Raw genomic sequence first — 26,266 nt, forward strand, 5'->3', positions numbered from 1 at the left:
CGATCCCGCGGTTGATGGGCAGCTCGCCGTCCGCGTCGTTTGGGGGAGTGGTCAGGTTCAAATGGTTACAGGGGCTTGCCAAGCTGCTTTACCATTCCCGTGTAACGCCGCTTGACGCGCTGTTCCCGAATCCGTCCGCCCGCGAGGAAGAGGACCACCGCCGTGCACGTGATCAGCGTTTCCCCCGACGACGTCACCGTCTCCCCGAACGCCACCATGACCGGCCTCGCCGCCCCCAGCCGCGGCAGCCGCGAACTCAGCACCTGGCACGTCGACATGCCCGCCGGGGCCACCGGCCCCGAGCACTCCGTCAGCCGGGAGCAGGTCTGGCTGCTCACCGCCGGGTCCCTGGAGGTCACCTGCGACGGCCGCACCGAGAAGGTGACCGCCGGTCAGACGCTGGTGCTGCCCCCGGACGTGCTCCGCCGGATCCACGCGGCACAGTCCTTCGAGGCGTACGTCGTCATGCGCGCGGACGGCGTGGCCGCGGTCCCCGGCACCGAGGGCACCCGCGTCCTGCCCTGGGCGCGGTGAGCCCCGGCGGGAACGGGGCCCGGCCGGTCCCTACTGGTCCTTGTCCTTCTCGTCGCGTTCCTCGCGCAGCGACTTCAGGAACTCCGGGTTGTCGTCCGGGGCCACCCATTGGGTGCGGCCCGGGCGGCCGCCGCCGACGCCGGTGCGCTTCTTGCCCGCGAACAGCCACACCACCGGCCCGACGATCGAGAACAGCAGGATGATGATCACCCACACCACCTTGGGGAGGTGCTTGACCTCCTCCTCGGGGGTGTTCAGGCAGTCGATGAAGGTGTAGATGGTCAGCGCGATGATCAGCAGGAAGGGCAGATAGCGCAGCACGGTGTGGGACCGACTCCCGGGCAGTGGCGGCGGGCCCGTGCGGGGCCCCGGTGACGTCTCCAGGGTAGTTGGTGACGGATACTGGGCCCCATGGCTTACGACGATCTCCGCTCGCTGCTCCGGGCTCTGGAGCGGGAGGGCGACCTCAAGCGCATCAAGGCCGAAGTCGACCCGTACCTGGAGATCGGGGAGATCGTCGACAGAGTGAACAAGGCCGGCGGCCCGGCCCTGCTCTTCGAGAACGTCAAGGGCTCGGCGATGCCGCTCGCCATGAACGTCTTCGGGACCGACCGCCGCCTCCTGAAGGCCCTCGGCCTGAAGTCGTACGGCGAGATCAGCGAGAAGATCGGCGGCCTCCTCAAGCCCGAACTGCCCCAGGGCTTCATCGGCGTCCGCGAGGCCTTCGGCAAGCTCGGCTCGATGGTGCACGTCCCGCCGAAGAAGGTGAAGGCCGAGTCCGCGCCGGTCCAGGAGGTCGTCCTCACCGGCGACGACGTGGACCTCGACCAGCTCCCGGCCCTCTTCACCTGGCCCAAGGACGGCGGCTCCTTCTTCAACCTGGGCCTGACCCACACCAAGCACCCCGAGACGGGCGTGCGCAACCTGGGCCTCTACCGCCTCCAGCGCCACGACAAGCGCACCATCGGCATGCACTGGCAGATCCACAAGGACAGCCGCAACCACTACGCCGTCGCCGCCGCGCGCGGCGAGCGGCTGCCGGTCGCCATCGCCTTCGGCTGCCCGCCCGCCGTGACCTACGCCTCCACCGCGCCGCTGCCGGGCGACATCGACGAGTACCTCTTCGCCGGGTTCGTCGCGGGCAAGCGGATCGAGATGGTCGACTGCAAGACGGTCCCGCTGCAGGTCCCGGCCAACGCCGAGGTCGTCGTCGAGGGCTGGCTGGAGCCCGGGGAGACGCTCCCCGAGGGCCCGTTCGGCGACCACACCGGCTTCTACACGCCGCAGGAGCCGTTCCCCGCGCTGAAGATCGACTGCGTGACGATGCGCAAGCGCCCGCTGCTCCAGTCCATCGTCGTCGGCCGGCCGCCGACCGAGGACGGTCCGCTGGGCCGCGCGACGGAACGCTTCTTCCTGCCGCTGCTCAAGATCATCGTGCCGGACATCGTGGACTACCACCTCCCCGAGTCGGGCGGCTTCCACAACTGCGCGATCGTCTCGATCGACAAGAAGTACCCCAAGCACGCGCAGAAGGTCATGCACGCCATCTGGGGCGCCCACATGATGTCGCTGACCAAGCTGATCATCGTGGTGGACAAGGACTGCGACGTCCACGATCTGCACGAGGTGTCCTGGCGGGCCCTGGGCAACACCGACTACTCCCGCGACCTCACGGTCGTCGAGGGACCGGTGGACCATCTGGACCACGCCTCGTACCAGCAGTTCTGGGGCGGCAAGGCGGGCATCGACGCCACGAAGAAACTGCCGGAGGAGGGTTACACCCGAGACGGCGGCTGGCCCGACATGGTGGAGTCCGACCCCGCGACGGCGGCCCTCGTGGACCGCCGGTGGAAGGAGTACGGCCTGTGAGCCCCATCGCCGTGGGCGGTCCCGCCCTCTTCATCGGCAGCGACACCCCCTGTGTCGCGCTGGTGCGCCCCGAGATCGACCCGGCCCAGCCGGAGGTGCTCGCGGCCGCCAAGCGGGCCGGTGTCACCCCGGAGGAGTTCGCCGGACCGTCGGACCTGTGGCAGCTGATCGCCGACCGCACCGACGGTGAGGGCCGCGAGATCGCCCTCAACGACCTGTCCAACGCCGACGCGGCCGCCTTCGCCGACCGTCTGCTGGACGCGATCGGCGACCCGGAGTCCGAGTTCTCGGTGCTCCTGACCGTCGCCGCGCACGACGTGCTCCGTCTCGACGGCCGCCCCGCCGGCGAGGGCTTCGCCTTCCTGGCCAGCGTCGTCCCGCCGCCCTCCGAGGGAACGCCCCTGCTGGAGGTGGAGATCGGCCCCTCGTCCCTGACGGACCTGCGCGCCGAGATCGAACAGTTCCGGAGGTCCCTCGGATGACATCGGCTGCCGAGGGAGTCCTCGGGCCCGGCCCCGCGCCACAGGCCACCGGCAAGGTCAAGGCCTTCCTGCGGCTGGTGATGATCGAGCACTCGGTCTTCGCGCTGCCCTTCGCCTACATCGCGGCCTTCACCGCCATGTTCCGGCTGGACGGGCGCGTGCACTGGCGCGAACTGCTCCTCGTCACCGTGTGCATGGTCGGCCTGCGGACCTTCGCCATGGCCGCGAACCGGATCATCGACCGCGAGATAGACGCCCGCAACCCGCGCACCGCGGGGCGCGAGCTGGTCACCGGCGCGGTGTCCGTGCGGTCCGCGTGGACCGGGGCCGGTGTCGCGCTCGTGGTGTTCCTCGGGTCGGCCGCGCTGCTGAACCCGCTGTGCCTGGCGCTCGCACCCGTCGCCGTCGTCCCGATGGTGGTGTACCCGTACGGCAAGCGGTTCACGAACTTCCCGCACGCCATCCTGGGCCTGGCCCAGGCGATGGGCCCGATCGGGGCCTGGCTGGCCGTCACCGGCGAGTGGTCCTGGGACGCGGTCGTCCTCGGGCTGGCCGTGGGCGTGTGGATCGGCGGCTTCGACCTGATCTTCGCCTGCCAGGACGTCGCCGCCGACCGGGCGGACGGCGTCAAGTCCGTCCCGGCCCGCTTCGGCGTCCCGGCGGCCCTGTGGGGGGCGCGCGGCGCGCACGTCGTCACCACGGCCCTGCTGGCCTGGTACGCCGCCGCCACGGACGCCGGCCCGCTGTTCTGGTTCGGCCTGCTGGTCGTCGTGGCGGCCTTCTGCTACGAGCACACCATCGTGAAGCCGCACGACCTGTCCCGCCTGAACCGCGCCTTCTTCACGGTCAACGGCTTCATCGGCATCGCCCTCTTCGTGTGCGCCCTGCTGGATCTGGTGACGCGCGGTCTGACCGTCTAGCGACGACACCGGCATCGGCCCGGCCGGTGGCCGGAAGGGGGGTGTCCCACCCCCTGGGACGGGCGGGGGCCTTACCGAGTGCCTGCGCTCCGTGGCCGGATAGTCTCGGAGGTATGACTGAGCGCAAGCGCACCCCGTGGGTGGTCGGGGTTTCCGGGGCGTCCGGGACGCCGTACGCGGCGGCGGTGATCCGCGGGCTGCTGGCGGCGGGCGAGGGCGTGGACCTGGTGGTCAGCCGCGCCTCGCGGCTCACCCTGCTGGACGAGACCGGCATCGCCTTCCGCGACGCGCACTGGCGCGACGACCTCGCCGAGTGGCTGGGCCGGGGGGCCGACGGGAAGCCGGGGACCTTCGAGGTGCCCGTTCTGGACGACGTCCGGTACTGGGGAGCGGGCGACCTGGCGGCCGGTCCGAGCTCCGGCTCGTACCTCGTCAAGGGGATGCTGATCGTCCCCGCGTCGACGGCGTGCGTCGCCGGTGTGGCGCTGGGACTGTCGAAGGACCTGCTCCAGCGCGTCGCGAGCGTGACGCTCAAGGAGCGGCGCCGACTGGTGGTCGCGGTGCGGGAGACCCCGCTGAACGGGCAGACGCTGAAGCATCTGGTGGCGCTGGACGAGGCGGGCGCGATCGTGCTGCCCGCCTCTCCGGCGTTCTACGCGGGTGCGACGCACATCCAGGATCTGGTGGATTTCGTCGCGGGGCGGGTGCTGGACGCGGCAGGGGTGCCGCATCGGCTGTACCGCCGGTGGGAGGGGGAGCTCGGAAGCTCCCGCCCCCGGGAGACGGCCGGTGACTAGCGCTTCTTGCCGGTCAGCGGCTTGCGGGCCTTGTCGACGCGGTGGGCGGCGGCAGGCTGGTGGGCACGGGATCGGTTGGCCAGCTCCTGGAGCTGTCGCATGTGCGCGTAGGCCATCTCGATCGAGTACACGGTGAACCACTCCTGAAGATCGTCATTGATCTGATGAAAGATTCGCAGGGTGTTGACCCTGCGTGCCTTAGATTCTATACCTAGACTTGCAGGATCGCCGAATAATGGAAGGCTCCACGTAATGGACACGGTGGACAGGCAGCTCATCCAGGCACTTCGCGAGAACGGTCGTGCCTCGTACGCGGAGCTGGGCCGTCTCGTGGGCCTCTCCGGCCCCAGCGTCACCGACCGGATCAACCGCCTGGAGACGGCGGGCGTGATCACCGGCTACCGCGCGACCGTGGACTCGGCCTCGCTCGGTCTCGGCGTCACCGCGCTGATCGGCATCTCCCTCTCCGACGCCGCGGACCACGAGGACGTGGCGCGCCGGCTGCGCGACCTCGCCGAGATCGAGGACTGCTGGTTCATCGCCGGCGACGACTCCTACATGCTGAAGGTGCGCGCCAGCGACGTCGACGGCCTGGAGCGGATCATCCGCAGGCTCTCCGGCACCAAGGGCGTTTCGCGCACCCGCACCACGATCGTGCTCTCCACGAAGTGGGAGAACCGGGTCGGGGAGCTGCCCGAAGAGGGCTGAGAGTACGGTGGGTGGCGGTTGCACGCAGGACGGGACACATAGAGGAGACACCGGCATGGACGCTGGGCTCAAGCGCGAGCTGGAGGAGAAGGTCCGCTCCGGCGAGCGGCTGACGCGTGAGGACGGCATCGCCCTCTACGAGTCGGACGACCTGGCCTGGCTGGGCGGTCTCGCCCACGAGGTGCGCACGCGCAAGAACGGCGACGTCGTCCACTTCAACGTCAACCGCCACCTCAACATGACGAACGTGTGCACCGCCTCGTGCGCGTACTGCTCGTTCCAGCGCAAGCCGGGCGAGAAGGACGCGTACACGATGCGCATCGAGGAAGCCGTCCGCCTGGCCAAGGCCATGGAGAACGAGAACCTCACCGAGCTGCACATCGTCAACGGCCTGCACCCCACCCTGCCGTGGCGGTACTACCCGCGCTCCCTGTCCGCCCTCAAGGAGGCGCTGCCGAACGTCTCGCTGAAGGCGTTCACGGCCACCGAGATCCACCACTTCGAGACGATCTCCGGCCTGTCGGCCTCCGAGATCCTCGACGAGCTGATCGAGGCCGGCCTGGAGTCGCTCACCGGCGGCGGCGCGGAGATCTTCGACTGGGAGGTCCGCCAGCACATCGTGGACCACCGCACCCACTGGGAAGACTGGTCGCGCATCCACCGCCTGGCGCACGAGAAGGGGCTCAAGACCCCCTCGACCATGCTCTACGGGCACATCGAGGAGCCGCGCCACCGCGTGGACCACGTGCTGCGCCTGCGTGAGCTCCAGGACGAGACCGGCGGCTTCCAGGTCTTCATCCCGCTGCGCTACCAGCACGACTTCGTGGACATGCAGGACGGCAAGGTCCGCAACAAGCTCCAGGCGCGCACGACGATGGCGACCGGCGCCGAGGCCCTCAAGACCTTCGCGGTCTCGCGCCTCCTCTTCGACAACGTGCCGCACGTCAAGGTCTTCTGGGTGATGCACGGCGTGCAGACCGCCCAGCTCGCGCTCCAGCACGGCGCGGACGACATGGACGGCTCGGTCGTCGAGTACAAGATCACGCACGACGCGGACAACTACGGCACCCCGAACAAGCTGGGCCGCGAAGACCTGCTGGAGCTGATCCGCGAGGCGGGCTTCCGCCCGGTCGAGCGGAACACGCGCTACGAGGTCATCCGCGAGTACCCCGGCCCCGAGGCGGGCCTGCGCGAGACGCCGCAGGCGATGCGCCTGTGATGTGCGGCGGTTGACGGAGCCCCGGTCCCTGGCGGACCGGGGCTCTTCCGTTGCCCGGCGGCATCAGTAATGACTACTATTCGGGAATGGCCCTTACCTTCACCTTCGACCCGGTGGTCGGCCCCGCCCTGCGCGACGGCATCGCGGACCTGTGGACCGAGGTCTCCAACGCGGGCGGCGCGGTCGGCTTCGTCCCGCCCGTCACCCGCGACCTCATCCGGCCCGAGCTGGTCAAGCACCTCGTGGCGATGGCCGAGGGCCGCCACCGGCTGCTGGTCGGGCACGACGAGCGGGGCGAGGTCGCGGCCGTCGCCTTCCTCGCCCTCAACACGCACCACTTGATGACGCACTGGGTCTGGGCGTACACGGTCATGGTCAGCCCCGCCCTCCAGGGCCGGGGCGCCGGGCGGCAGCTGATGGCCGCCCTCGCCGACGCGGCGCGCACGCTGGAGGGCATCGAGGCCATCCGCCTCGGCTGCCGCGGCGGCCTCGGGCTGGAGCACTTCTACGCGGCGTGCGGCTACAAGGAAGTCGGCCGGGTCCCCGACGCCATCCGCGTGGCCCCCGGCGACGACCGCGACGACATCACGATGCTGCTGCCGCTGCACTGACCCCGGCGGGGCGGAGCGGGGGTCCGGCGTGTTTCACTGGACTGGCACGTGCCGACGTAACGACGAGAGAGAAGGGGTCACCGTGTCCCGCAAGCCGAGCGCGACGATCCGCTACACCGCGATGCGTCTGACCATCTTCGTCGGATGCCTGGTGCTGGTGGCCGGACTGAACGCCGTGGGCCTGGTACCCGCCGGACTGGGTGACGCCAACCCCGCCTGGCTCGTGCTGCTGGCCCTGGTGATTTCCGCGCCGCTCTCCTTCGTCCTGCTGCGCAAGCAGCGCGACGAGATGTCCGAGCAGATCTCCGGACGCGTCGCGGGCGCGAAGGACAAGCTCGCCGCGAACCGCAGCCAGGAGGACGCGGCCGACGACGCCGCCCGCGTGAGCTGACCCACACTCCGAACCGCCCCGGCGCCGGGAACACCACCCGCCACGCCGGGGCTTCGGCGTATCCGGGGTCCGCGCGCGGCGTCTCGTCCCAAAGAACGCCTTTGAGAATCTCAAAGGGAAAGTGTTAGCGTGTTCAACATGTTGACCCCAGCCGCGCACCCGATCACCGCGAGCGTCCCGCTCGTGGCGCGCCTGCACGTCGACCTCTGCCGCCGCGTGTCCGCGGCCTGTTGCTGTTGCCGCTGATTCCCCTCGCCCCGCCGAGCTGAATCGATACAGCAGCGGTCCCGGCCGGTCCGGCCCTTTCTGGCTGCCGCCGCACCGCACCCGCCCTTGCAGAAACCTTCCGCCGTACGTCGTGCGTCCCCCCGGAGAGTGTCCGTGTCCGCGTCCCCCCAGGCCCAGGCTCCCGCCAAGGCCTCGCTCAAGTTCCCGTTCTGGGCCCAGATAGTCGCCGGCCTCGCGCTCGGCGTCCTCTTCGGCTGGCTCGCCCGCAGCCAGGACATCAGCTGGCTCAAGACCACCCTCGAACAGGTCGGCGACATCTTCATCCAGCTGCTGAAGCTGGCCGTCGCGCCCCTCGTCTTCTTCGCGATCCTGGTGTCCATCACCAACCTGCGGAAGGTGAACAACGCCGCGCGGCTCGCCTCCCGCACGCTGCTCTGGTTCATGATCACCTCGCTGGTCGCGGTCGGCATCGGCCTCGCCCTCGGCCTGCTGACCAACCCGGGCGCCGGCACCGGCCTCACCCCGGCCGACGGCAAGGAGCCCAAGCGGCACGGCTCCTGGATCGACTTCCTGACCGGCATCGTGCCGAAGGACATCATCACGCCGTTCACCGAGCTGAACGTCCTGCAGATCGTCTTCCTCGCCGCCGTCGCGGGCATCGCCGCCCTCCAGCTCGGCAGCAAGGCCCAGCCCGTCCTGAACCTCGCCGAGTCGGTCCTGGAGCTCCTCCAGAAGGCCCTGTGGTGGGTCATCCGCCTCGCCCCGATCGGCACCGTCGGCCTCATCGGCACCGCCATCGCCAGCTACGGCTGGGACCTGATCGGCAAGTACGCCACCTTCACCGCCGACATCTACATCGGCTGCGCCCTGGTGATGTTCGGCGTGTACCCGCTGCTCCTCGCGACGGTCGCCAAGGTCAACCCCGTCCAGTTCTTCAAGGGCGCCTGGCCCGCGATCCAGCTGGCCTTCGTCTCCCGCTCCTCGGTCGGCACCATGCCGGTCACCCAGAAGGTCACCGAGCGCCTCGGCGTCCCGAAGGAGTACGCCTCCTTCGCCGTCCCGTTCGGCGCCACGACCAAGATGGACGGCTGCGCCGCGATCTACCCGGCGCTCGCCGCGATCTTCATCGCGAACATCTTCGACGTGCAGCTGGGCATCAAGGAGTACCTGCTCATCGCGTTCGTCTCGGTGGTCGGCTCCGCCGCCACGGCCGGTCTGACCGGCGCGACCGTGATGCTCACCCTGACCCTGTCCACGCTGGGCCTGCCGCTGGCCGGTGTCGGCCTGCTGATGGCGATCGACCCGATCCTGGACATGATGCGCACCGCCACCAACGTGGCCGGCCAGGCCGTCGTCCCGGTCATCGTCGCCGCCCGTGAGGGGATCCTGGACAAGGAGGCGTACGCCGCCGCCTCGTCCTCCCCGCTGGACGAGCCGGCCGCCGCCCCCGCCGCCGCCGAGCCGGCGAAGGTCCCCGTCGCCGCCTGACGCGCCTTTCGGTACTCCGCAGCCCCCGCCCCCGTCCGGGCGGGGGCTGCGGTGCGTTTCAGACGGTCTGCCAGCGCACGTACGCGACGGCCGCCAGCAGGAACGGGGCCGCGTACCACCAGCGGCCGAGGGTGCGGTGGAAGAGGGGCAGGGCGGTGATCAGGAGTCCGACGAAGAACAGGCCGACGCTGATCTCGGCCATGAAGCGGGCGTCGTCGCGCATCCGGTCGTCCGGCGAGTCGGGTTGCAACACGAGCGCGCCGTAGCCGAAGTACAGGGCGGGCAGGTAGCAGAACACGACGAGGGGCAGACCGAGGACCCAGCGCAGGCATCCCTGGTCCTGGGGCAGGTCGATGCTCTCGCGGCTGGATCTCATCCGGCCATCATCGCCGGAGCCGTGACGGCGTCCACAGCCGGACGGTGTCGTCGTCGCTGCCGCTGGCCAGGGTCCTGCCGTCGGGGCTGAAGGCGACGGCGGTGACGATGGCGGCGTGGCCGGCGAGGACGACCGGCGCGGCGGTGAGATGCGTGACGTCCCACAGCCGGACGGTGTTGTCGTTGCCGCCGCTGGCGAGGGTCTTGCCGTCCGGGCTGAAGGCGACCGAGGTGACGGTGCCGGTGTGGCCGGTGAGGGTGGCGATGCCGTTGCGCCGCTCCACGTCCCACACCCGGACGGTGCCGTCGATGCTGGCGCTGGCGACGGTCCTGCCGTCGGGACCGAACGCGACCGAGGTCACCGTGCCGGTGTGGCTGGGGATCTCGAAGCGGTCGGTGCTGGAGCGGCTGTTGATGTCCCACAGGCGGAGGGAAGAGTCCAGGCGGCCGACGGCGAGGGTCTTGCCGTCCGGGCTGAACGCCATCGAGGTCGGCGTCCCGTCCATCCTGACGGCCTGGCCGGTGTCCTTTTGGAGCCCGGCGTACCAGACTTCGATCAGCCCGCCTTCCCTTCCGGTGGCGAGGAACCTGCTGTCCGAGCTGTAGACCATCGACCTCAGGACGCCGCCACCGTCACCCGTGGCGTGGGACGGGGTGAGGACAGTGCCGGAACGGCCGGCGATGTCCCACACCTGCACCTCGGTCTTGCCGAGGGCGAGCGTGGTCAGGCCGGGATCGAAGGCCACCGCCTGGGGGCGGTCGGAGCTGCCGGTGGGGCTGACCGTGCTGGTGCGCTTGGCGGTGTCCCAGAGGCGGAGGGTGCTGAGCCCGTCCACGCTCGCGAGGTGCGTGCCGTCGGGGCTGAACGCGATACCGCGCACGGAACCGGAGTGACCGTCGAGGACGACCGACGGCTCCCCGTCCGCGTCGTCGCCCCCGAGCTGCCAGGCCGCGAACACGCCGCCCGCCCCGGCGGCGGCGATGCCGAGGCCGCTGAGGAGGACTCGTCGGCGGCTCGGTCGGGGGCGGGGGGCCTTGAGGAGCGGGATGCCGGGTTGTGCGGGTGCGGGTGCGGGTGCCGCTGCGGGTGCTGGTGTGGCTGTGGCTGCGGGGGTTGGTGCGGGCGCGGGCGCCGGGACGGGCGCGGGCGCCGGTACGGGAGTTCGCGCCGGTGCGGGCGTCGGCTCTGGCGCGGGAGCCGGGTGCAGCAGGGTGCGGAGCCGGTCGGTGACGGTGGGCGCGTCCGGGCGGTCGGCCGGGTCCTTGGCCAGGAGGGAGGCCACCAGTTCCGCGACGGCGGGCGGTACGTCCTCCAGGGCCGGGGCAGCTTCCTCCAGGTGCAGCCGCATCAGCACCCAGACCCCCTGCTCGGCGCCGGGGAAGGGCGGCTCACCGGTCAGCAGCGCGAACAGCACGCACCCCAGGGCGTACAGGTCGCAGCTCGCTTCGACGTGCTCGCCGCGCCACTGTTCGGGCGCCATGTAGGCCGGCGTCCCGAACACCCGGCCCGTGACGGTCAGCCCCCGGGTCGAGTCGGCGGTGCGGGCGATGCCGAAGTCGCAGATCTTCAGGCGGCCGTCGGCGAGGAGGAAGAGGTTCGCGGGCTTGAGGTCCCGGTGCACCACCTTCTGGGCGTGCGCGGCGGCGAGCGCCTCCGCCGCCTGGAGGGCGAGCCCGAGCGCCTCCGGCAGCGGCAGGCCGCCGCCGGGGGAGCGGGCCAGCAGGTGGGCGAGGTCCTCGCCCTCCAGCAGCTCCATGACGATGAACAGCCGGTCCTCGTGCTGCCCGATGTCGTGGACGACCGTGATCCCGGGATGCTGGAGCCGCGCCCCGATCGCCGCCTCACGCCGGAACCGGCGCAGCAGTTCGTCGGAGACGTCGAGCTCCAGCAACACCTTGACGGCCACGGCCCGGCCCAGCTCGACGTCGTACGCCTGCCACACCTCACCGATGCCGCCCTGCCCGAGCCGCACGTCCAGCCGGTACCGCCCGGCCAACCGCTCCCCCGCCTGCATGGTGCCCCCTGGAGTGCCTCAACCCCCGTTGTGGTCAGGGGTCATTGTGTAGCACGGGAGTACGCGAGGAAGCCCGTCCAGGCGTGCGGGGCGAAGGTGAGGTGGGGGAGGGTGATGTCCTTGGAGTCCCGGACGTGGATCGTCGCCGGGGTGGTGGACACCTCGACGCACGAGTCCCCTTCGCTGCCGCTGCTGTGACTGCTCTTGAACCAGGCGTGCGCAACTTCGACGCAGTCGTTGCCATCGCTGCTGCTGCTGTAGCTGCTCTTGAACCAGCGCAGACCTAAGCCGTCGGTCATGAGGCGTACCCCACGAACTCGGACCATGCCTTGGGCGTGAAGGCGAGGTGGGGCAGGCGCATGTCCTTGGAGTCGCGGACGTGGATCGTGGCCGGGGTGTTCGCCACCTCGACGCAGTCGTTGCCGTCGCTGCTGCTGCTGTAACTGCTCTTGAACCAGTCCAGCTCGCGGTTGTGGATCATGTTTCTCCTAGCAGTTCCTCGATGAAAGCCAGCGACTTCCCGGGTGTGAGCGCCTGAGCTCGGATGATGCCATAGCGCAGTTCGAGGATCCGGAGTTGTTTCGGGTCGGAGACCGGCCGTCCGTGGAACGCCCCATCTGATCGGCCCACAGCCGAGCCGTCCTGGAACTTCAGCACCTCGATGAGACCGCCCATCCCCGCGTGGTCGCTGAGGTCGGTCGGCATCACCTGGAGCTCTACGTTCGGCAAGTGGGCTACCTCCAGTAGATGTTCGAGCTGTCGGCGCAGCACCATTGTCCCTCCGATAGGGCGAGACAGTGTGACTGCTTCTTGGACGAAGCTGAGCGTCGGGGCAGGGGATCGGTCGAAGATCGACTGTCGGCCCATCCGGGCGGCGAGCATCCGCTCCGTGTCATCCGCCGTGTAGATCGGCCGCCATGTCCGGAACAGGGCTCGCGTGTACTCCGGCGTCTGTAGGAGCCCGTGGATGTTGTGGTTGTTGTAGGTGTTCATCTCCACGGCCTTGGCCTCAAGCTTCGCCAGGTCACGGACGTTCTTCGGGTAGCGGACCTGTTCCATGTCCTTCTTCATCGCGGCGATCTTGCCGCCCGCGTGCAGGACCTCGTCCGCCCGCTCCAGGTACTCCGGGCGGGGGATCCGTTTGCCCGACTCGACCTTGCGGACCAGGTCCTCCCCGTACTGGATCGCCATGCCGAAGTCGGCGACCCGCATGCCCGCCGCCTCTCGCCACGCCTTCAGCTGGCGGCTGAGCGCGGCAAGGACCGCCGCGCCCTGCTCGTCCTCGGGATCGATCTCCCAGCCGGCGTCTTCCGTACCGTCACTGTCCACGCTCATGCGTGCCCACCTCCGACGCACCGAAATTTCTCAACACCCCCTGCCCGTACGCCCCTCAGGACAGCCGGGACAGCACCGGACAAGCGCGGGACAAACCCTCGACGCACGAACGGTGACGCTTCTCACGGTACGCACGGCGGGCCACGCTGAGTGACGTGAACAGTCACATCGGTTACTCCATGAGCCAGTTCGCCGTTCTGCTGCCCGCCACGCCCCGAGGGGCCCGGCAGGCGCGGTGGCTCGCCGTCGAGCAGGTGCTCGCGTGGGGGCTGCCCACCGACGTGCCCGGGCTGATCGTCGGCGAGCTCGCCGCCAACGCCGTCACGCACGGGAGGGTGCCCGGAAGGGGGTTCCAGGTGGTGCTGGGTTGGGACGGGAAGGTGCTCCGGATCGAGGTGGTGGACACCCGGCGCGACCGGATCCCGAGCCGCCGCGACCCGGACGGGAGCGCGGAGGCCGGGCGGGGCCTGGTGCTGGTGGGGGCGCTCGCCGACCGGTGGGGGGTGGAACAGGGGCCGCCGCCGTACAAGGCGGTGTGGGCGGAGCTGGATGTGCCCGGGAAGTGGCTGGAACCGTGACGCGGTGCGCCGGGACCCGGTCCGCTTCGACGTCTACTGCTTCCAAGTACGGAAGCTAAATCCAACCAACCGAACCCCTCCGGCTCCCCGGTAACTCACACGGGTGAACTGTGCCAACTCGGCTGGATTTCGGAAGGGTTGGCGGGCATATGCTCGCCCCACAACAACAGACCTGAGACGGCCCCCGCCGGGACTGGCATCCCGGACGAGGGCCTGACCAACTAGGAAGTAGACCCTTCCAGTGGCTTTGAAGCACCCTAACGTGCGTGCGCGCGCTGTGTCCCGGCGTCGCGCCGGAACCACCCCTTCCGGTGTCGTCCACATCACCGTGCGGCACCAGACCCACTACGTCGTGGTGGGCAACCACCTCGCCCAGCACGCGACGTTGTCGGCGACGGCGATCGGCATCGGGGTCCACATCCAGTCGCTGCCGGCCGGTGCCCGGGTCGGCATCAAGGTGCTCGCGGACCGGTTCCCCGAGGGGGAGGTCCGGATTGCCGCCGCGCTGCGGGAATTGGAGGCGGCCGGGTACCTGGAGCGGGTCCGCGTACGGACCCCCGAGGGGCGTCTGGTGACCCGGACGGTGTTCTACAACCAGCCGCGCGGCACCACCCCGGAGCCCCCGAACGGGGCGGACCGAGCCCCTGCCCCGCAGCCCGCCCTGGCGGCCCCGCCGGAGCCGCCCGCCCCCGCACCGGCGCAGGTGGCCCCGCCCGAGCAGACATCCGTACCGCAGCCCGCTCCGGCGCAGGAGCCTGCTCCCGCCCCGGTCGCTGTACCGCAGCCGCAGGCCGCACCGGAGCCCAGGCCGGTGCCGCAGCCCGCTCCCGCGCCGGTGGCGGCACCCGTGCCGCAGCCCGCCCCCGCGCCGCAGCCCGCCCCCGCGCCGCAGCCCGCCCCCGCGCCGGTGGCGGCACCCGTGCCGGTGCCGATGCCGGAGCCGCAGCCCGCCCCGACGCCGGTGGCCGTGCCCGGACCGCAGTCGCAGCCCGCTCCCGCCCCCGTGGCGGCGCCCGTACCGCAGCCCGACCCCGCGTCGGCGGCGACCCCGTCCCCCGCAAAACCGCCGGAGGCCTCCGCTCGGCAGGAGGCCGTGGATCTGCTCGCCCGGTTGCGGGGTGATGACCCCCGGCTCCTGCTCGCCGAGCGCGACGTACGCCTGCTCGCGCCCGGGGTGTCGACCTGGCTGGACCGGGGCGCCGACCCGGAGGCCGTACGGCACGTGCTCGCCGGGAACCTGCCCGCCGACATGCGGAGTCCCGCGGCCGTGATCGGGTACCGGCTCAGGGCGGGGATCCCGCCGCAGATGCCGAACGCCCCCGCACCCGCCGCCCAGGCCCGGCGGCCCGACCCGCTCCAGAACTGCGACGGCTGCGAACGCGCCTTCCGCGCCCCCGCCCCCGGCCGCTGCCGCGACTGCCCGCCCGAGGAGCGGGAGCCGTCGGCCGTGGCCTGATCAGGCGCTGTCGGGGTTCTTGCCCTCGGCGGTCTTCTTGATGCGGTCGATCTGGAGCTTGGCGAATTCGGCGTAGGGCTGCCCTTCCCGGAGGTCCTCGCTCTCGACCCGGACCAGGGCCCCGCCCAGGCGCATGAAGATCTCGGTGGTGCGGCCGGTGAAGGCGTCGGTCTCGTCCGCGCCCGCCTTCACCTCCAGCGGCTTCGCCTCGGCGCCGGCCTTGCCCCGCATGTTGGCGGAGATGCCCTTCATGGCCACCTTCGCATCGTCCGGGGACCGGAAGGAGTAGATGGAGAAGGCCACCTTCCCCGCCCTGGCGTCCGGGGCGTGTTCGGTCTGCGAGAGGTACGACTTGCCGAGGGTGACGAACCCGCCGCAGTTCGTCTCCGTATGGGCCTGGCAGGCGCGCAGCGAGTCGCCGGGATCCAGGAACCTGGGCGCGGACCCTTCCCAGCCCTGGGGGGCACTGGCCTTGCTCACCAGGGCCGTGCGCACCTGATCGTCGGCCAGCAGGATCGGCCCCTTGAGCTTCCCCTCACGCGGGCCGCCCGGATCCGCCGCGCTCCCCTTGCCATCGCCTCCGCCGCTGCCGCAGGCCGCCAGCGCGGCGACCAGTCCGACCGCCAGCGAGACACTCCGTACCGCCTTGAACACCGTCAACCCCCGGGACGTAGACATCACTTGGCGCGAACTCAACCCCATCGCGCCCGTGCCTGCCAAGTCGATACCGGAGCGCCGCGCCGCACCCCACCGCGACCGACGTGGTCTACGACGCCCGTTCGGCGGCGGAGCGTTCGACGCAGAACTCGTTGCCCTCGGGGTCGGTCATGGTGACCCAGCCGGTGCCGTCGGGCCTGCGGTGGTCGCCGAAGACGGTGGCGCCGAGGGTGAGGAGGCGCTCGACCTCCTCGTCGCGGGTGCGGTCCTGGGGCTGGAGGTCCATGTGCACGCGGTTCTTGACCGCCTTGGCGTCGGGGACGGTGACGAAGAGGAGGGTGGCGCCGGAAGAGGTCACCAGCGCTTCCGGGTCGCCCGGGAAGTCCTCGTCGGAGAGGGCGCCGTCCAGGGCGGCGGCCCAGAACTGGGCCAGCGTGTAGGCGTCGGAACAGTCGAAGGTCACGTGTCGCACGAGAGATGCCATGAGCGGCACTATCGGACGACCGGGCGGAGCCTGTCCAGGGAAATTCGCCGGGCCGCGCCGTCGGCGCGACCGGAGGCGGCTCCCCCGTGCGGGGGAGCCTGGTCGTCCGCGCGGACGAGGCCCTGGCGTCGGGGTTCGGCGACGGTGGAGTCGTGACGATCAAGCACTCTTCGGATGATCCAGTGCGTCCGGCCGCGAGCCGGGCGCTCCACCTCCGTGCGGGCAGGTGGCCCGGGTTGGCCGTCGCGGCATGGGGGTTCCTGTTCGCGGTGCCCAGCTTCCTCTGGGCGTCGGGTGGCACCTTCGGTGCGCGGTCGACGGTGGCTCCGTCGCTGATCAAGCTTGCCGATGACCGGGTGCCGTGGTTCCTGGCCGTCTTGTGGGTGACCGGATTCCTGAAGCTCTTCGGGGCGTTGATCGGTATCGGCCTGACGCGCCGTCGCGGCACGTGGACGGGTCGGCTCCTGGTGTTCTGCGGCGGTGGCGCGGCGGTGCTGCTCGTCTGGCACGGATGTCTCTTCGTCGTCCACGGAGTGCTGGTCGAGGCCGGGGCGCGCGCTGTCGCGCCTGATCTGGCCGGGTTGACCCGCTGGTACCTCTACCTGTGGGGGCCGTGGTTCATCGCCGGCGGCCTGGCCTTCGCCGCGGCCGCCACGCGGTACGTCCGTCGGCATGACGGCGGGCGTGAGGTGCGGCTTTACGGGTTGGTGGGGGCGGTGGGCGCGTTGTTCCTGTCCTTGGCCTCGATGCTCACCGGGATCGGCTGACGGCTGCCACGCAGCACGAAGGTGGTGTTGGTGCTACGTTCATTGGCATCATGTTGCTGAGGCTGAACACCGCGGACCGGCGCCCCCTCCACGAGCAGGTGGCGGGCGCGGTCCGGCGCGCCATCGCCGAGGGCGAATGCGCGCCCGGCGACCGGATCCCGCCCGCGCGCGACCTCGCGGGGGCGCTGGGGGTCAACGCCAACACCGTGCTGCGCGCGCTGCGCGTACTGCGCGACGAGGGGCTGCTGGAGTTCCGGCGCGGCCGGGGGGTGACCGTCGCCGAGGGGGCTGACGGGCGGTCCGGGCTGCAGGAGCGCGTACGCGGCCTGGTGGCGGACGGGGCGCGGCTCGGCTACAGCAAGGCCGATCTCATAGAGATGATCAGGGAGTTGCCGTGAAGTACCGGGCGGGGTGGGGCGTGGCCGGGGTCCTGGTGTTACTGGTCGGGATGCCGGTGGTGGCCGGGGGGCGGTTGCCGGAGCGGGTGGCCACGCACTGGTCCGCCGGATCCGGGGGCCCGGACGGGTCGATGCCGCTGTGGGCGGCGGCGCTGTTCCCGGCGGCGGTCTGGGCGGTGGTGGTACTGGGCGTCGTCCTTGGTCGGCGGTTCGCGGGGGCGGGCGCCTGGGTGGCGGGGACGCTGGCCGGCGTCGGGGTCGGGCTGACGGGGGCGCAGGCTTCGGTCGTACGGGCCAACCTGGACCGGGACGACTGGCGGCAGGCCGGGTCGGTGACGGGCTGGGTCGCGGGGGTCGCGGTGGCGGCCGTACTGGCCGGGCTCGGCGGGGCGCTGGCGGGGCGGCGGGCCGGGGCCGGGGAGGTGCGGGCCCCTTCCGCCGGGCCACGGCTGGAGATCCCGGACGGCGAACGGGCCGTGTGGCTGTCCCGCGCGACCAACCCGTGGCTCCAACTGACCGGGGCCGTCCTGGGGCTGGTGGCGCTGGGCGGGGCGCTGGCGGGGCTGGCCGGACTGACGGGGGCGGGGTGGACGCTGGCCGCCCCGACCGGCTTCGCCGCCCTGGCCGTCCTGGCCTGCTCCACGGTCCGGGCCCGGGTCACGGCCCGGGGCCTGGAGGTGGCCTTCGGCCCGCTCGGCCTGCCGGTGCGCCGCTGGGCCGCCGAGGACATCGAGTCGGCCCACGCCGAACACCGCACCCCGGCCCAGGCGGGCGGCTGGGGCTACCGCATCAACGGCCTCGGCACGACGGTGATGCTCCGCGGCGGCCCCTGCCTGGTCATCCGCGCGAAGGGCAGGAACTTCGCGGTGAGCGTGGACGACGCGGAACGGGGCGCGGCGCTGCTGAACTCCCTGGTGGCGCGGCGGGGTTAGGCCGTGCCGTCCGCCGCCAGGCGGTGGAGCGCCGCTTCGGCCGCCGGATCGCCGGGCCAGCCTTCGACGAGCGCGTCCGCCACCAACGGGTGGACCTGTCCGTCCGGGTCGTTCGCCAGCCGCAGTACGGCGTCCCGCGCCACCGTGTCGCCGGGCCAGCCCTTCACGAGTGCGCGGACGACGTTGGCGCGGACGATGTTCTGCGCGTCGTGGGCGAGCCCCACGACGGCGTCCCGGGCCGCGGAATCGCCGCTCCATCCCTGCCAGAGGGCTTGGACTGCGTACCGGCGGACCTCCGTCTCCGGGTCCTGGGTGAGCCGGACGATGACTTCGCGGGCCGCCGGGTCGCCCGGCCACCCCGACGAGAGCATCCTCGTGGCGTCGCGGCGGAGGAACACCTCGCGGTGGGGGACGAGCCGCAGAACGGCGTCCCGGGCCGTCGGGTTGCCCGGCCAGCCCTCCGCGAGCGCCCATGCGGCAGGGTGGCGGACGTGCCAGGCGCTGTCGTCGGCCAGCCGCAGGATCGTGGCCCATACCGTCGAGTCGTCCCTCCACCCGTGCCGGAGTGCCACGGCGACGCAGAAGCGGACGTCGGGATCCTGGTCACCGGCGAGTCGCAGCAGCGCGTCCCTCGCCTCGGCGTCGTGCGGCCAGCCGGCCACGAGCCCGTCGGCGGCGGACTGGCGGACGTTCGCGTCAGGGTCGGCCGTCAGGCGGATGACGGCCTTCCGGGCGGCGTCGGCCTGGTGCCACGTGGAGGCGAGGTCGGCGATGGCCGACTGGCGGGAGGACGGATCGGTGAAGCGGGTGGAGGCCAGGAGGACGGCGAGCTCGTCGTCCGGGGTGAGGAAGCCGTCGTCCTCGGTGAAGGCGCGGTGCAACTCCTGAACCGCCTCCTCCTCGCGGGTGTTGACCTCGTGCGCCTTGGTGAGGGCGGCCGCGATGTCGTCGAGGGCGGGCTGGGTGAAGAGCTCGTCGGCCGGCACCGGGTGGGACGGGCCGGACGGGCTGGGGTGGGGCAGGGTGAGGGCCGCCGCGTCGGAGTGCAGGGCCAGGCGCTGGATCTCGGCGCGGGCGCGGTCCCAGAGGCCCTCCAGTACGCGCATGCGCTCGGTGACCCGGTCGGCCTCCTGCCGCGCCATGGTCTTGTGGGTCAGGGCCCGGCGGGTCTCGTCGCCCAGCCGGGCCAGGTCCCGCGGGTCGGTGCCGCGCAGTGCGCGGACGTCGTTCCCGGCGATGATCTCGCGCAGCGCGCCGGTGATCCGGAGCAGGGTCGACAGGAGGAGTTCCGCGTCCCGCAGGGCGTAGCGCAGCCGGGTCTCGGCGTGCAGGGCGCGGGCCAGGTCCCGCTCCACGCGGGCGAGGTCCCGTTCCAGGCGGAGCACGCCGGCGGTGTCGTCACCGGCCGGCGGGGAGGGCTTGGCCGTGGCCGCCCGGAGCAGGGACAGCGCCTCGTCACAGCGGCGGTGGTGCTCCTGCTGGGTGAGGCGCGCGGCCTGGCCGGTGATCCGTAGGAACCGGAGCGTGAACGGCACCGGCGGTCTGGGCCGGGCCTGGCCGTTGAAGAGGCGGTCGATCTGGGATCGGGAGCACGCCGTGCCGTCGTCGGGGTGCTGGGTCGCCTTGAAGGCCTCCGCGATGGCCCGCGCGCCCATCCCGGCCTCTTCGGCCTGGGCGCGCAGGAAGGCGCCGTACGTCTGCCACGGCCCCGTGCCGGGGTGGTTCTCGGACCGCACCCTCGTCCTCCTCCTGCCCGGGTCGTCCCCGGGGCGGACCCGTGCCCGGATGTCGTCCGGCCCTGGTCGGCGGGCCCGCGCCGTCCCGGGCTGTCCCCGCCCGTCCCCGGCCGGTTGGGGACGAGGGGCGGATGGCGCACGGTCTCCCCACGTTCCGTCGTCCTCGTGAAGGAGAGTCGTATGTACGGCAACCACGCCCAGGCCGCCGCCTTCCGCTTGCCCGAGCCCGTGCGGGAGGTGCTGGTCGCCGCCCTGCCGGAGTTCGTCGGGGCGGTGGCCGCCGCGGTCGTGCTCGGGGGCGTCGCCTGGGTCTGGCGGCGGTTCGTGCGGAAGGCGGAGGGTCAGGAGCGGGAGTAGGAGCCGAGGCCGATCAGGCAGTAGACGTACTGGTTGATGACGCTGCCGTTGATCGTGTAGCGGTACGAGAACGCGTACTCCGTGTCCGGGTTGCTCTTGCACTGCTCCATGTCCGAGGAGAAGGGGAATCTCTGGATCACCTTGTAGTGCGCGTCGGAGGCCGAGCAGGAGACCTCGTCCACGTTGCTGACGCTCTGGGCCGTCTCCGAGTCCGGGAGCTGGCCGTTGAGGCAGGTGCCCTTGTCGAAGGGGGTGGGGGCCGCCCTCGTGGGGGTGGGGTCCGGGAGGGACGGGAGGGTCGGCTTCGTGGTGGGTGAGTAGGTGTACGTGGGCGCGGACGTGTACGTGGGCGTCACGTACGGGGTGCTGCTGGAATCGGGGGTGGCCGAGTCGGTGTACGTCGGGGTGGCGGAGGCCGTGTTGTTGGAGTCGTCGTCGCGGCTGTTGTTCGTCGCGACGATGGCGATGATCACGGCGGCCACGACCCCCAGCGCCACCAGGCAGCCCAGGGGGCTCGACTTCTTCGGCGGCGCGACCGGCCCGGGCTGCGCCCCGACCGCCGTGGTCACGTGGATCCGCAGCAGCACCTCGTTGTCGCCGAAGCGGGCCCGGACGAGGTCGCCGTCGCGGGACGGCGGGATGCGCAGGCGGGCGGTGCCGTTGGGCAGCGGGACGGTGACGATGGTGCCTTCGGCGGCCTGCTGGGGCGTGATCGATAACTGGATTTCCTGCGGCGACACCGGCTGCTCCTCACGGTGGACGGGCGTGCGGAAGCCGTCGGACGACCCCCCGTGGGGATTGTGCCCCGCACGCCCGCGCTGACGCAGCGGTTCCGCGCGGCTGTTGCAGGTCGGTTACCCGCGGGCGGCGTGCACCGCGAGGAAGCGGTCCCGCTCGGCAGCGGAGGGCGGCTCGCACGGGAGCCTCGTGGGGTGGGCGGGTGGGGCGTGTCAGTCTCGCGCCGGGGGTGTGGGTGGGGGGTGGCGGGTGGGTGAAGAAGGTGGTCAGGGGGTGGTCGGGGGCGTTCGGGCGTGCGTAGATTACCGGCGGTAACCCCGGAGCGACCGAGGAGAACTGCCGTGGAAGCCGAGCCGACGCTGGTCGAGCCCGTCAAGACGACCATCGCCGGGGTGGTGCGCGAGGTGGCCGTGCCCGCCCTCGCCCCGATGCCGGTGAGCGGCTCGCTCGGGGACCTGCCCTTCGAGAACGCCCGCGAAGCCCCCCACGAGCCCGTGCTCGCCCGCAAGGAGCCCGACGGCACCTGGCGGGACGTCACCGCCGCCGAGTTCGCCCACCAGGTTCTCGCCGTGGCCAAGGGGCTGATCGCCGAAGGGCTCCGCGAGGGCGACCGGCTGGCCATCATGGCCCGGACCACCTACGAGTGGACGCTGCTGGACTTCGCCGGCTGGGCCGCCGGGCTGGTCACCGTACCGGTCTACCCCACCTCCTCCGCCCACCAGGCGCGCTGGATCCTCCACGACTCCGGGGCCGTGGCCTGCGCCGTCGAGGACACCGTGCAGGCCCGCATCATCAGCGCCGAGCGCGGCAACCTGCCCGCGCTCGCGCACCTGTGGGAGTTCGACACCGGCGCCATCGCCCGGCTCGTCAAGGCCGGGGAGCACCTGCCCGACGCGCTCGTGCACGCGCGCAGGTCCGCCCGTACGCCCGGATCCGTGGCCACGCTCGTCTACACCTCCGGCACCACCGGACAGCCCAAGGGCTGCGTGCTGACCCACGGCAACTTCTACGCCGAGGTCGACAACGCGGTGGGGCTGCTGCACCCGGTGTTCAAGTCGGTCACCGAGGACCCCGCCTCCACCCTGCTGTTCCTGCCGCTGTCCCACGTCTTCGGGCGGATGGTCGCCGTCGGCTGCATGCGCGCCCGCGTCAAGCTGGGGCACGCGCCGAGCATCGGCACCGAGGACCTGCTCGCCGACCTCGCCGGGTTCCAGCCGACGTTCCTGCTGGCGATCCCGTACGTCCTGGAGAAGGTCTACAACACCGCGCGCGCCACCGCCGAGAAGATGGGACGGGCCTCCTCCTTCGACCGGGCCACCCGGATCGCGCAGAGCTTCGGCGAGGAGAAGGCGCTGGGGCGGCGGCCGTCGATGGGCCTGCGGGCCGCGCACGCGCTGTACGACCCGCTCGTCTACCGGCGGATCCGCGCGGCGATGGGCGGCCGCGTGCGGTACGTCCTCAGCGGCGGCTCGCCGCTGGGCCGGCGGCTCGCCGCGTTCTACACGGGCGCCGGGATCGAGGTCTTCGAGGGCTACGGGCTCACCGAGACGACCGCGGCCTCGACGGTCACCCCGCCGCTGCGGCCGCGGCTCGGGACGGTGGGGTGGCCGCTGCCGGGGACGGCGGTGCGGATCGCGGACGACGGGGAGGTGCTGCTGTGGGGGGCGCACGTCTTCGCGGGCTACTGGAACGTCGCCGCCCAGCAGCCCGGGGCCTGGCTGGCCACCGGGGACATCGGCGAGCTCGACGCCGACGGCTACCTCACGATCACCGGCCGCAAGAAGGACATGATCATCACCTCCGGCGGCAAGAACGTGGCCCCCGCGCCGCTGGAGGACTGGCTGCGGGCCCATCCGCTGGTCGGCCAGTGCATGGTGATCGGCGACAACCGGCCGTACGTCACCGCGGTGATCACCCTCGAACCGGACGGGCTGGCGCACTGGCGCCAGATGCACAAGAAGAACGGTGTCCCGATCCGCGAGCTGATCACGGACGAGACCCTGCTGGCCGACCTGCAGCGGGCCGTGGACGAGGCGAACACGCTGGTCTCGCGCCCGGAATCGATACGCCGCTTCGCGGTCCTGCCGGGGCAGTTCACGGAGGACCGGGGCCACCTGACGCCGTCGATGAAGCTACGGCGGGGCGCGGTGGCCCGGGACTACGACCGGGAGATCGAGGCCCTGTACCGGGCCCGCTGAGCGCTGCCGCGGAGGGGGCGGGGTCCGGGGCCGGGGCCTCCGGGGCCGGGTGGCGGGCCGCCGGCCGCCGCCGGGCGGGCCGGGCGGGGCGCGCTTATGGTGAGCTGGGCTGACCGGTCCGGGGGGTCACCCGAGGAGGGTCCCGTGCACCGTTCCCCTCGCCGTACCCGCTCCCATACCGGCTCCCCGGCCGGTGACCGTCCCCAGGGCCGTCGCCGCGTCCGGGCCGGTACCGCCGCCGCGGGCTGTGTGGCCGTGCTGGCCGCCGCCCTCGGGGCCGCGCCCGGTCCCCCGCCGGCCGGCGGGGGGTCCATACGGTGGGGGGAGTGTCCCGAGCGGGTCGTGCCCGAGGGGATGCGGTGCGGGACGCTGGCCGTGCCGCTCGACCACGACGACCCCGCCAAGGGGACCATCAGGGTGGCCCTCGCCCGGATACCCGCCTCCGCCCCCGGCCGCAAGCCCCTCGGCTCGCTGCTGCTGAACTTCGGCGGCCCCGGCGGCCGCGGCACCACCTCCCTGGCCGCCGACCCCAAGACCTTCGCGAAGCTCGGCGAGCGCTACGACCTCGTCACCTTCGACCCCCGCGGCGTCGGCCTGAGCGAGCCCGTCTCCTGCGGCGGCTCCCAGCAGGTCGGCGACGAGGTCCCCGCCGACGCCGCCTCCCAGCTGGCCGCCCTGCGCGCCGTGGCCCGGCGGTGCGCCCTGCACTCCGGGCCCGTGCTCCCGTACGTCGGCACCGTCAACGTCGCCCGCGACATGGACGCCATCCGCCGCGCGCTCGGCGACGAGAAGCTCAACTACCTCGGCTTCTCCTACGGCACCCGGCTCGGCGCCGTCTACGCCGCCCGGTTCCCGCACCGCACCGGCCGCATGGTCCTCGACGGCGTCGACACCCTCACCGAACCCCTCGCCGAACAGGCCCTGGTCTCGGCGCGCGGCCAGCAGCGGGCCCTGGACGACTTCCTCACCTGGTGCGCCCACCAGCCCGGCTGCGTCTACGGCACGAACACCCGCACCGCCAAGGAGGACGTCGGCGACCTCGTCGAACGGCTCGACCACCAGCCGCTCGTCGGCGACGACGGCTCCTGGTTCACCGGGCAGGACGTCGTCGCCGCCATCGCCGCCGCCCTGTACGCGCGCAGCAGCTGGCCCGGCCTCGCCGACGCCCTCGGCCTCGTCGAGCGCAAGGGCGACCCGGTCGGGCTGATGCAGCTCGGCGGCCCCACCGCACCCGCCCCCGACCCGGACGCCGACGCCGGGACCGGCCCCGCCAGGATCCCCGCCGACAACCCCGAGGCCGCCCTCACCGCCGTGAACTGCGCCGACGACCCCGACCGGAGCGACGACCGGGCCGGCCCGGCGGCCATAGAGAAGGAACTCCGGGACCTGGAGCCCGAGTTCCAGAAGGCCTCGCGGGTCTTCGGGCCGAGCCAGCTGAGGACCGTACTCGCCTGCTACGGACGCCCCGCCGGCACCGACTTCATCCGCCGCATCGACCACCCCGGCGCCCCGCGCATGCTGCTCGTCGGCACCCGCGGCGACCCGGCGACCCCGTACGAGTGGACGGAGGAGACGGCCCGGCGCCTCGGCTCCGCCGTGATCCTGGACCACAAGGGCGACGGGCACACCGGCTACGCCTCCTCTCCTTGCGTACGCGGCTACGTCGACGGCTTCCTCACCGACGGCCGGCTCCCGCACGGGACGCGCGCCTGCCCCGCCGGTGAGTGACGGCGGGGCAGGCGGCGGCGCACGGGCTGCGGGCGGCGCCGAACGGGCTAGCAGTTCGGGTGCGAGGGGCGCCCCGCGAAGCGGTCCGCCATCCAGTTCGCGACCTCCGGCGCGTGCGTGATCACCCCGCTGACGTGCTCACCCACCCAGACGGTGTCCCACTGCACGTCCGCGCCCTTCGCACACCACTCGGAGCGCAGCTGACGGCCCACCGCGTACGGGATGAGCTCGTCGCCGAGCGCGTGGTACTGGTACACCGGCGCGGCCGGAGCCGTCCCGCCGAGCCTGCTCTGGTTGAGGCGGGCCTGCCAGTCCGGCTGCGCCAGCGGGTCGCGCGTGGTCAGGTCGGAGATCCGCTTGAAGGACCCGGCGATGGCGTCGATGGCGACGCAGTTCTCCTTCATCCCGGCGACGAGGGCCTTGCCCGCCGGGTTCAGGTAGGAGTCGAGCCCCAGCTCCGGGAAGGCCGCGTCCTGCCCGGCCGCCGCCATGAAGATGAGCCCCGAGCCGTACGAGCCGTTGTTGAAGGCGGCCACCTTCAGCAGGTCCGCCGGGACCCCGCCGGTCGCGGTGCCCTTCACCTTCAGCTCCGGGGCGTACGAGCCCTGCAGCTCGGCCGCCCAGCTGCTGGCCTGCCCGCCCTGCGAGTAGCCCGTGATCCCGACCGGGGTGTCCGCCCCCAGCCCCGCCTCGGGCAGCCGGATCGCGGCGCGGGCGGCGTCGAGCATGGCGTGGCCCGCCGAGGGGCCGACGGTGTACGTGTGGACGCCCGGCGTGCCGAGGCCCTCGTAGTCGGTGACGACCACGGCCCAGCCGCGCAGGGTGTACTGCTGGATGAGGTTGGCCTCCATGGCGGTGCCGTACGGGAGGTTGTTGCTCGGCGCGCAGGAGTCGCCCATGCCGACGGTGCCGACGGCGTACGTGATCAGCGGGCGCGGCCCGGTGCGGCCGTCCTGCGGGACGATGACGGTGCCGGAGACCACGTTCGGGGCGCCGTCGGCGGTGGTCGAGCGGTAATGGACCTTCCAGGCCTTGGTGTTGGTCGGCTGGCCGGGCAGCGGGTGGAAGGCGGACGGGGCACTGGCGACGAGGTCACCGGGGCGGGCGGCGGCTGCGGCGGATTCGCCGTCGGCGGCCGTGGCGGTGGTGGCGGGGATCCAGGCCGAGACGGCCAGGGCGGCCGCGGCGGCCAGGGCGGTGCCGGTGCTTCGGATGCGCATGGGCGGCTCTCCCGAGGGTCCGTGTGGGGGTGGGTGAGGCGAAGG

30 protein-coding genes are annotated in these 26,266 nt (G+C 72.2%); 18 read left to right on the top strand and 12 right to left on the bottom strand.

The features are described from left to right. Window positions 1-162: 162 nt before the first annotated feature. A complete protein-coding gene (locus ACFV0Q_RS11100; RefSeq protein WP_385003781.1) occupies window positions 163-534 on the top strand; it encodes a cupin domain-containing protein in 372 nt (123 codons plus the stop codon). A gap of 30 nt (window positions 535-564) precedes the next feature. Here the strand turns inward: ACFV0Q_RS11100 and ACFV0Q_RS11105 are convergent, their stop codons facing one another. Next, window positions 565-855 (bottom strand): PLD nuclease N-terminal domain-containing protein, encoded by a 291-nt coding sequence (locus tag ACFV0Q_RS11105; protein WP_385003783.1) that lies wholly within the window; start codon window positions 853-855, stop codon window positions 565-567. A gap of 90 nt (window positions 856-945) precedes the next feature. Between ACFV0Q_RS11105 and ACFV0Q_RS11110 the strand changes: the two genes are divergently transcribed. The 4 genes from ACFV0Q_RS11110 to ACFV0Q_RS11125 all read left to right on the top strand — a co-directional run bounded on the left by ACFV0Q_RS11110 (window position 946) and on the right by ACFV0Q_RS11125 (window position 4,602). After that, window positions 946-2,403, top strand: coding sequence for a menaquinone biosynthesis decarboxylase (locus ACFV0Q_RS11110; protein ID WP_385003785.1), 1,458 nt, complete (start codon window positions 946-948; stop codon window positions 2,401-2,403). Beyond that, a complete protein-coding gene (locus ACFV0Q_RS11115) occupies window positions 2,400-2,885 on the top strand; it encodes a hypothetical protein (protein WP_385003787.1) in 486 nt (161 codons plus the stop codon). Before ACFV0Q_RS11110 ends, ACFV0Q_RS11115 begins: the two co-directional genes overlap by 4 nt. Continuing rightward, window positions 2,882-3,805, top strand: coding sequence for a menaquinone biosynthesis prenyltransferase MqnP (gene mqnP, locus ACFV0Q_RS11120; RefSeq protein WP_385003789.1), 924 nt, complete (start codon window positions 2,882-2,884; stop codon window positions 3,803-3,805). The genes ACFV0Q_RS11115 and mqnP overlap by 4 nt, the downstream gene beginning before the upstream one ends. A gap of 113 nt (window positions 3,806-3,918) precedes the next feature. Further along, window positions 3,919-4,602, top strand: a complete 684-nt coding sequence (locus tag ACFV0Q_RS11125) for a UbiX family flavin prenyltransferase (RefSeq protein ID WP_385003790.1) — start codon at window positions 3,919-3,921, stop codon at window positions 4,600-4,602. Here the strand turns inward: ACFV0Q_RS11125 and ACFV0Q_RS11130 are convergent. Then, window positions 4,599-4,733: a hypothetical protein gene (locus ACFV0Q_RS11130; protein ID WP_385003855.1), complete on the bottom strand. Its 135-nt coding sequence runs from the start codon at window positions 4,731-4,733 to the stop codon at window positions 4,599-4,601. The genes ACFV0Q_RS11125 and ACFV0Q_RS11130 overlap by 4 nt on opposite strands. Window positions 4,734-4,854: 121 nt before the next feature. On the opposite strand from ACFV0Q_RS11130, the gene ACFV0Q_RS11135 reads away from it, so the two are divergent. The 5 genes from ACFV0Q_RS11135 to ACFV0Q_RS11155 all read left to right on the top strand — a co-directional run bounded on the left by ACFV0Q_RS11135 (window position 4,855) and on the right by ACFV0Q_RS11155 (window position 9,247). Beyond that, window positions 4,855-5,310, top strand: coding sequence for an Lrp/AsnC family transcriptional regulator (locus ACFV0Q_RS11135; protein ID WP_385003792.1), 456 nt, complete (start codon window positions 4,855-4,857; stop codon window positions 5,308-5,310). Between the two features lie 55 nt (window positions 5,311-5,365). Next, the gene (gene mqnE / locus ACFV0Q_RS11140) at window positions 5,366-6,529 is read left to right on the top strand and encodes an aminofutalosine synthase MqnE (RefSeq protein WP_385003794.1); all 1,164 of its coding nucleotides are present in this window, start codon (window positions 5,366-5,368) and stop codon (window positions 6,527-6,529) included. 86 nt (window positions 6,530-6,615) lie between these two features. Further along, the gene (locus ACFV0Q_RS11145) at window positions 6,616-7,140 is read left to right on the top strand and encodes a GNAT family N-acetyltransferase (RefSeq protein WP_385003796.1); all 525 of its coding nucleotides are present in this window, start codon (window positions 6,616-6,618) and stop codon (window positions 7,138-7,140) included. A 121-nt stretch (window positions 7,141-7,261) separates the two neighbouring features. Further along, window positions 7,262-7,531: a DUF4229 domain-containing protein gene (locus ACFV0Q_RS11150; protein WP_385003851.1), complete on the top strand. Its 270-nt coding sequence runs from the start codon at window positions 7,262-7,264 to the stop codon at window positions 7,529-7,531. Between the two features lie 375 nt (window positions 7,532-7,906). Continuing rightward, the gene (locus tag ACFV0Q_RS11155; RefSeq protein WP_385003798.1) at window positions 7,907-9,247 is read left to right on the top strand and encodes a dicarboxylate/amino acid:cation symporter; all 1,341 of its coding nucleotides are present in this window, start codon (window positions 7,907-7,909) and stop codon (window positions 9,245-9,247) included. A gap of 58 nt (window positions 9,248-9,305) precedes the next feature. Here the strand turns inward: ACFV0Q_RS11155 and ACFV0Q_RS11160 are convergent, their stop codons facing one another. The 5 genes from ACFV0Q_RS11160 to ACFV0Q_RS11180 are packed head-to-tail and all read right to left on the bottom strand — an operon-like array spanning window position 9,306 to window position 12,972. Next, window positions 9,306-9,623, bottom strand: coding sequence for a hypothetical protein (locus ACFV0Q_RS11160; RefSeq protein WP_385003800.1), 318 nt, complete (start codon window positions 9,621-9,623; stop codon window positions 9,306-9,308). A 7-nt stretch (window positions 9,624-9,630) separates the two neighbouring features. Next, the gene (locus tag ACFV0Q_RS11165) at window positions 9,631-11,637 is read right to left on the bottom strand and encodes a WD40 repeat domain-containing serine/threonine protein kinase (protein WP_385003802.1); all 2,007 of its coding nucleotides are present in this window, start codon (window positions 11,635-11,637) and stop codon (window positions 9,631-9,633) included. A gap of 41 nt (window positions 11,638-11,678) precedes the next feature. Beyond that, window positions 11,679-11,936, bottom strand: coding sequence for a DUF397 domain-containing protein (locus ACFV0Q_RS11170; RefSeq protein ID WP_385003804.1), 258 nt, complete (start codon window positions 11,934-11,936; stop codon window positions 11,679-11,681). Further along, the gene (locus ACFV0Q_RS11175; protein WP_385003806.1) at window positions 11,933-12,118 is read right to left on the bottom strand and encodes a DUF397 domain-containing protein; all 186 of its coding nucleotides are present in this window, start codon (window positions 12,116-12,118) and stop codon (window positions 11,933-11,935) included. The genes ACFV0Q_RS11170 and ACFV0Q_RS11175 overlap by 4 nt, the downstream gene beginning before the upstream one ends. Then, a complete protein-coding gene (locus ACFV0Q_RS11180) occupies window positions 12,115-12,972 on the bottom strand; it encodes a helix-turn-helix domain-containing protein (protein WP_385003808.1) in 858 nt (285 codons plus the stop codon). Before ACFV0Q_RS11180 ends, ACFV0Q_RS11175 begins: the two co-directional genes overlap by 4 nt. A gap of 155 nt (window positions 12,973-13,127) precedes the next feature. Here ACFV0Q_RS11180 and ACFV0Q_RS11185 point away from each other — a divergent pair, with 155 nt between their 5' ends. Beyond that, window positions 13,128-13,550 (top strand): ATP-binding protein, encoded by a 423-nt coding sequence (locus ACFV0Q_RS11185; RefSeq protein ID WP_385003810.1) that lies wholly within the window; start codon window positions 13,128-13,130, stop codon window positions 13,548-13,550. Window positions 13,551-13,827: 277 nt separating this feature from the next. After that, window positions 13,828-15,006 carry a hypothetical protein gene (locus ACFV0Q_RS11190; RefSeq protein ID WP_385003812.1) on the top strand — a complete coding sequence of 393 codons (1,179 nt, stop codon included), beginning with the start codon at window positions 13,828-13,830 and terminating at the stop codon, window positions 15,004-15,006. Here ACFV0Q_RS11190 and ACFV0Q_RS11195 read toward each other — a convergent pair whose 3' ends face one another. Both ACFV0Q_RS11195 and ACFV0Q_RS11200 read right to left on the bottom strand, forming a co-directional pair. Further along, the gene (locus tag ACFV0Q_RS11195) at window positions 15,007-15,666 is read right to left on the bottom strand and encodes a hypothetical protein (protein WP_385003814.1); all 660 of its coding nucleotides are present in this window, start codon (window positions 15,664-15,666) and stop codon (window positions 15,007-15,009) included. It abuts the gene before it with no gap. Window positions 15,667-15,772: 106 nt separating this feature from the next. After that, window positions 15,773-16,147 carry a VOC family protein gene (locus ACFV0Q_RS11200; protein WP_385003816.1) on the bottom strand — a complete coding sequence of 125 codons (375 nt, stop codon included), beginning with the start codon at window positions 16,145-16,147 and terminating at the stop codon, window positions 15,773-15,775. A gap of 152 nt (window positions 16,148-16,299) precedes the next feature. Between ACFV0Q_RS11200 and ACFV0Q_RS11205 the strand changes: the two genes are divergently transcribed. The 3 genes from ACFV0Q_RS11205 to ACFV0Q_RS11215 are packed head-to-tail and all read left to right on the top strand — an operon-like array spanning window position 16,300 to window position 18,244. Beyond that, complete coding sequence (locus ACFV0Q_RS11205; RefSeq protein ID WP_385003818.1) at window positions 16,300-16,914, top strand: DUF3995 domain-containing protein; 615 nt, start codon at window positions 16,300-16,302, stop codon at window positions 16,912-16,914. Between the two features lie 50 nt (window positions 16,915-16,964). Next, window positions 16,965-17,312: a GntR family transcriptional regulator gene (locus tag ACFV0Q_RS11210; RefSeq protein ID WP_385003820.1), complete on the top strand. Its 348-nt coding sequence runs from the start codon at window positions 16,965-16,967 to the stop codon at window positions 17,310-17,312. Further along, complete coding sequence (locus ACFV0Q_RS11215; RefSeq protein WP_385003822.1) at window positions 17,309-18,244, top strand: DUF1648 domain-containing protein; 936 nt, start codon at window positions 17,309-17,311, stop codon at window positions 18,242-18,244. The genes ACFV0Q_RS11210 and ACFV0Q_RS11215 overlap by 4 nt, the downstream gene beginning before the upstream one ends. Here the strand turns inward: ACFV0Q_RS11215 and ACFV0Q_RS11220 are convergent. Continuing rightward, the gene (locus ACFV0Q_RS11220; RefSeq protein WP_385003824.1) at window positions 18,241-19,980 is read right to left on the bottom strand and encodes a HEAT repeat domain-containing protein; all 1,740 of its coding nucleotides are present in this window, start codon (window positions 19,978-19,980) and stop codon (window positions 18,241-18,243) included. The two genes, ACFV0Q_RS11215 and ACFV0Q_RS11220, sit on opposite strands and share 4 nt — an antisense overlap. Before the next feature lie 180 nt (window positions 19,981-20,160). Between ACFV0Q_RS11220 and ACFV0Q_RS11225 the strand changes: the two genes are divergently transcribed. Further along, window positions 20,161-20,337: a hypothetical protein gene (locus ACFV0Q_RS11225; RefSeq protein WP_385003826.1), complete on the top strand. Its 177-nt coding sequence runs from the start codon at window positions 20,161-20,163 to the stop codon at window positions 20,335-20,337. Here ACFV0Q_RS11225 and ACFV0Q_RS11230 read toward each other — a convergent pair. Next, window positions 20,322-21,077, bottom strand: a complete 756-nt coding sequence (locus ACFV0Q_RS11230) for a hypothetical protein (protein WP_385003827.1) — start codon at window positions 21,075-21,077, stop codon at window positions 20,322-20,324. The two genes, ACFV0Q_RS11225 and ACFV0Q_RS11230, sit on opposite strands and share 16 nt — an antisense overlap. 426 nt (window positions 21,078-21,503) lie before the next feature. On the opposite strand from ACFV0Q_RS11230, the gene ACFV0Q_RS11235 reads away from it, so the two are divergent. Continuing rightward, window positions 21,504-23,273, top strand: a complete 1,770-nt coding sequence (locus tag ACFV0Q_RS11235; RefSeq protein WP_385003853.1) for an AMP-dependent synthetase/ligase — start codon at window positions 21,504-21,506, stop codon at window positions 23,271-23,273. 144 nt (window positions 23,274-23,417) lie between these two features. Continuing rightward, a complete protein-coding gene (locus tag ACFV0Q_RS11240) occupies window positions 23,418-25,001 on the top strand; it encodes an alpha/beta hydrolase (protein ID WP_385003829.1) in 1,584 nt (527 codons plus the stop codon). A 47-nt stretch (window positions 25,002-25,048) separates the two neighbouring features. Here the strand turns inward: ACFV0Q_RS11240 and ACFV0Q_RS11245 are convergent, their stop codons facing one another. Then, a complete protein-coding gene (locus ACFV0Q_RS11245; protein ID WP_385003831.1) occupies window positions 25,049-26,221 on the bottom strand; it encodes a lipase family protein in 1,173 nt (390 codons plus the stop codon). Window positions 26,222-26,266: the final 45 nt, after the last annotated feature.

It is taken from the genome of Streptomyces sp. NPDC059564, assembly GCF_042735575.1.
Taxonomy (GTDB): Bacteria; Actinomycetota; Actinomycetes; order Streptomycetales; family Streptomycetaceae; genus Streptomyces.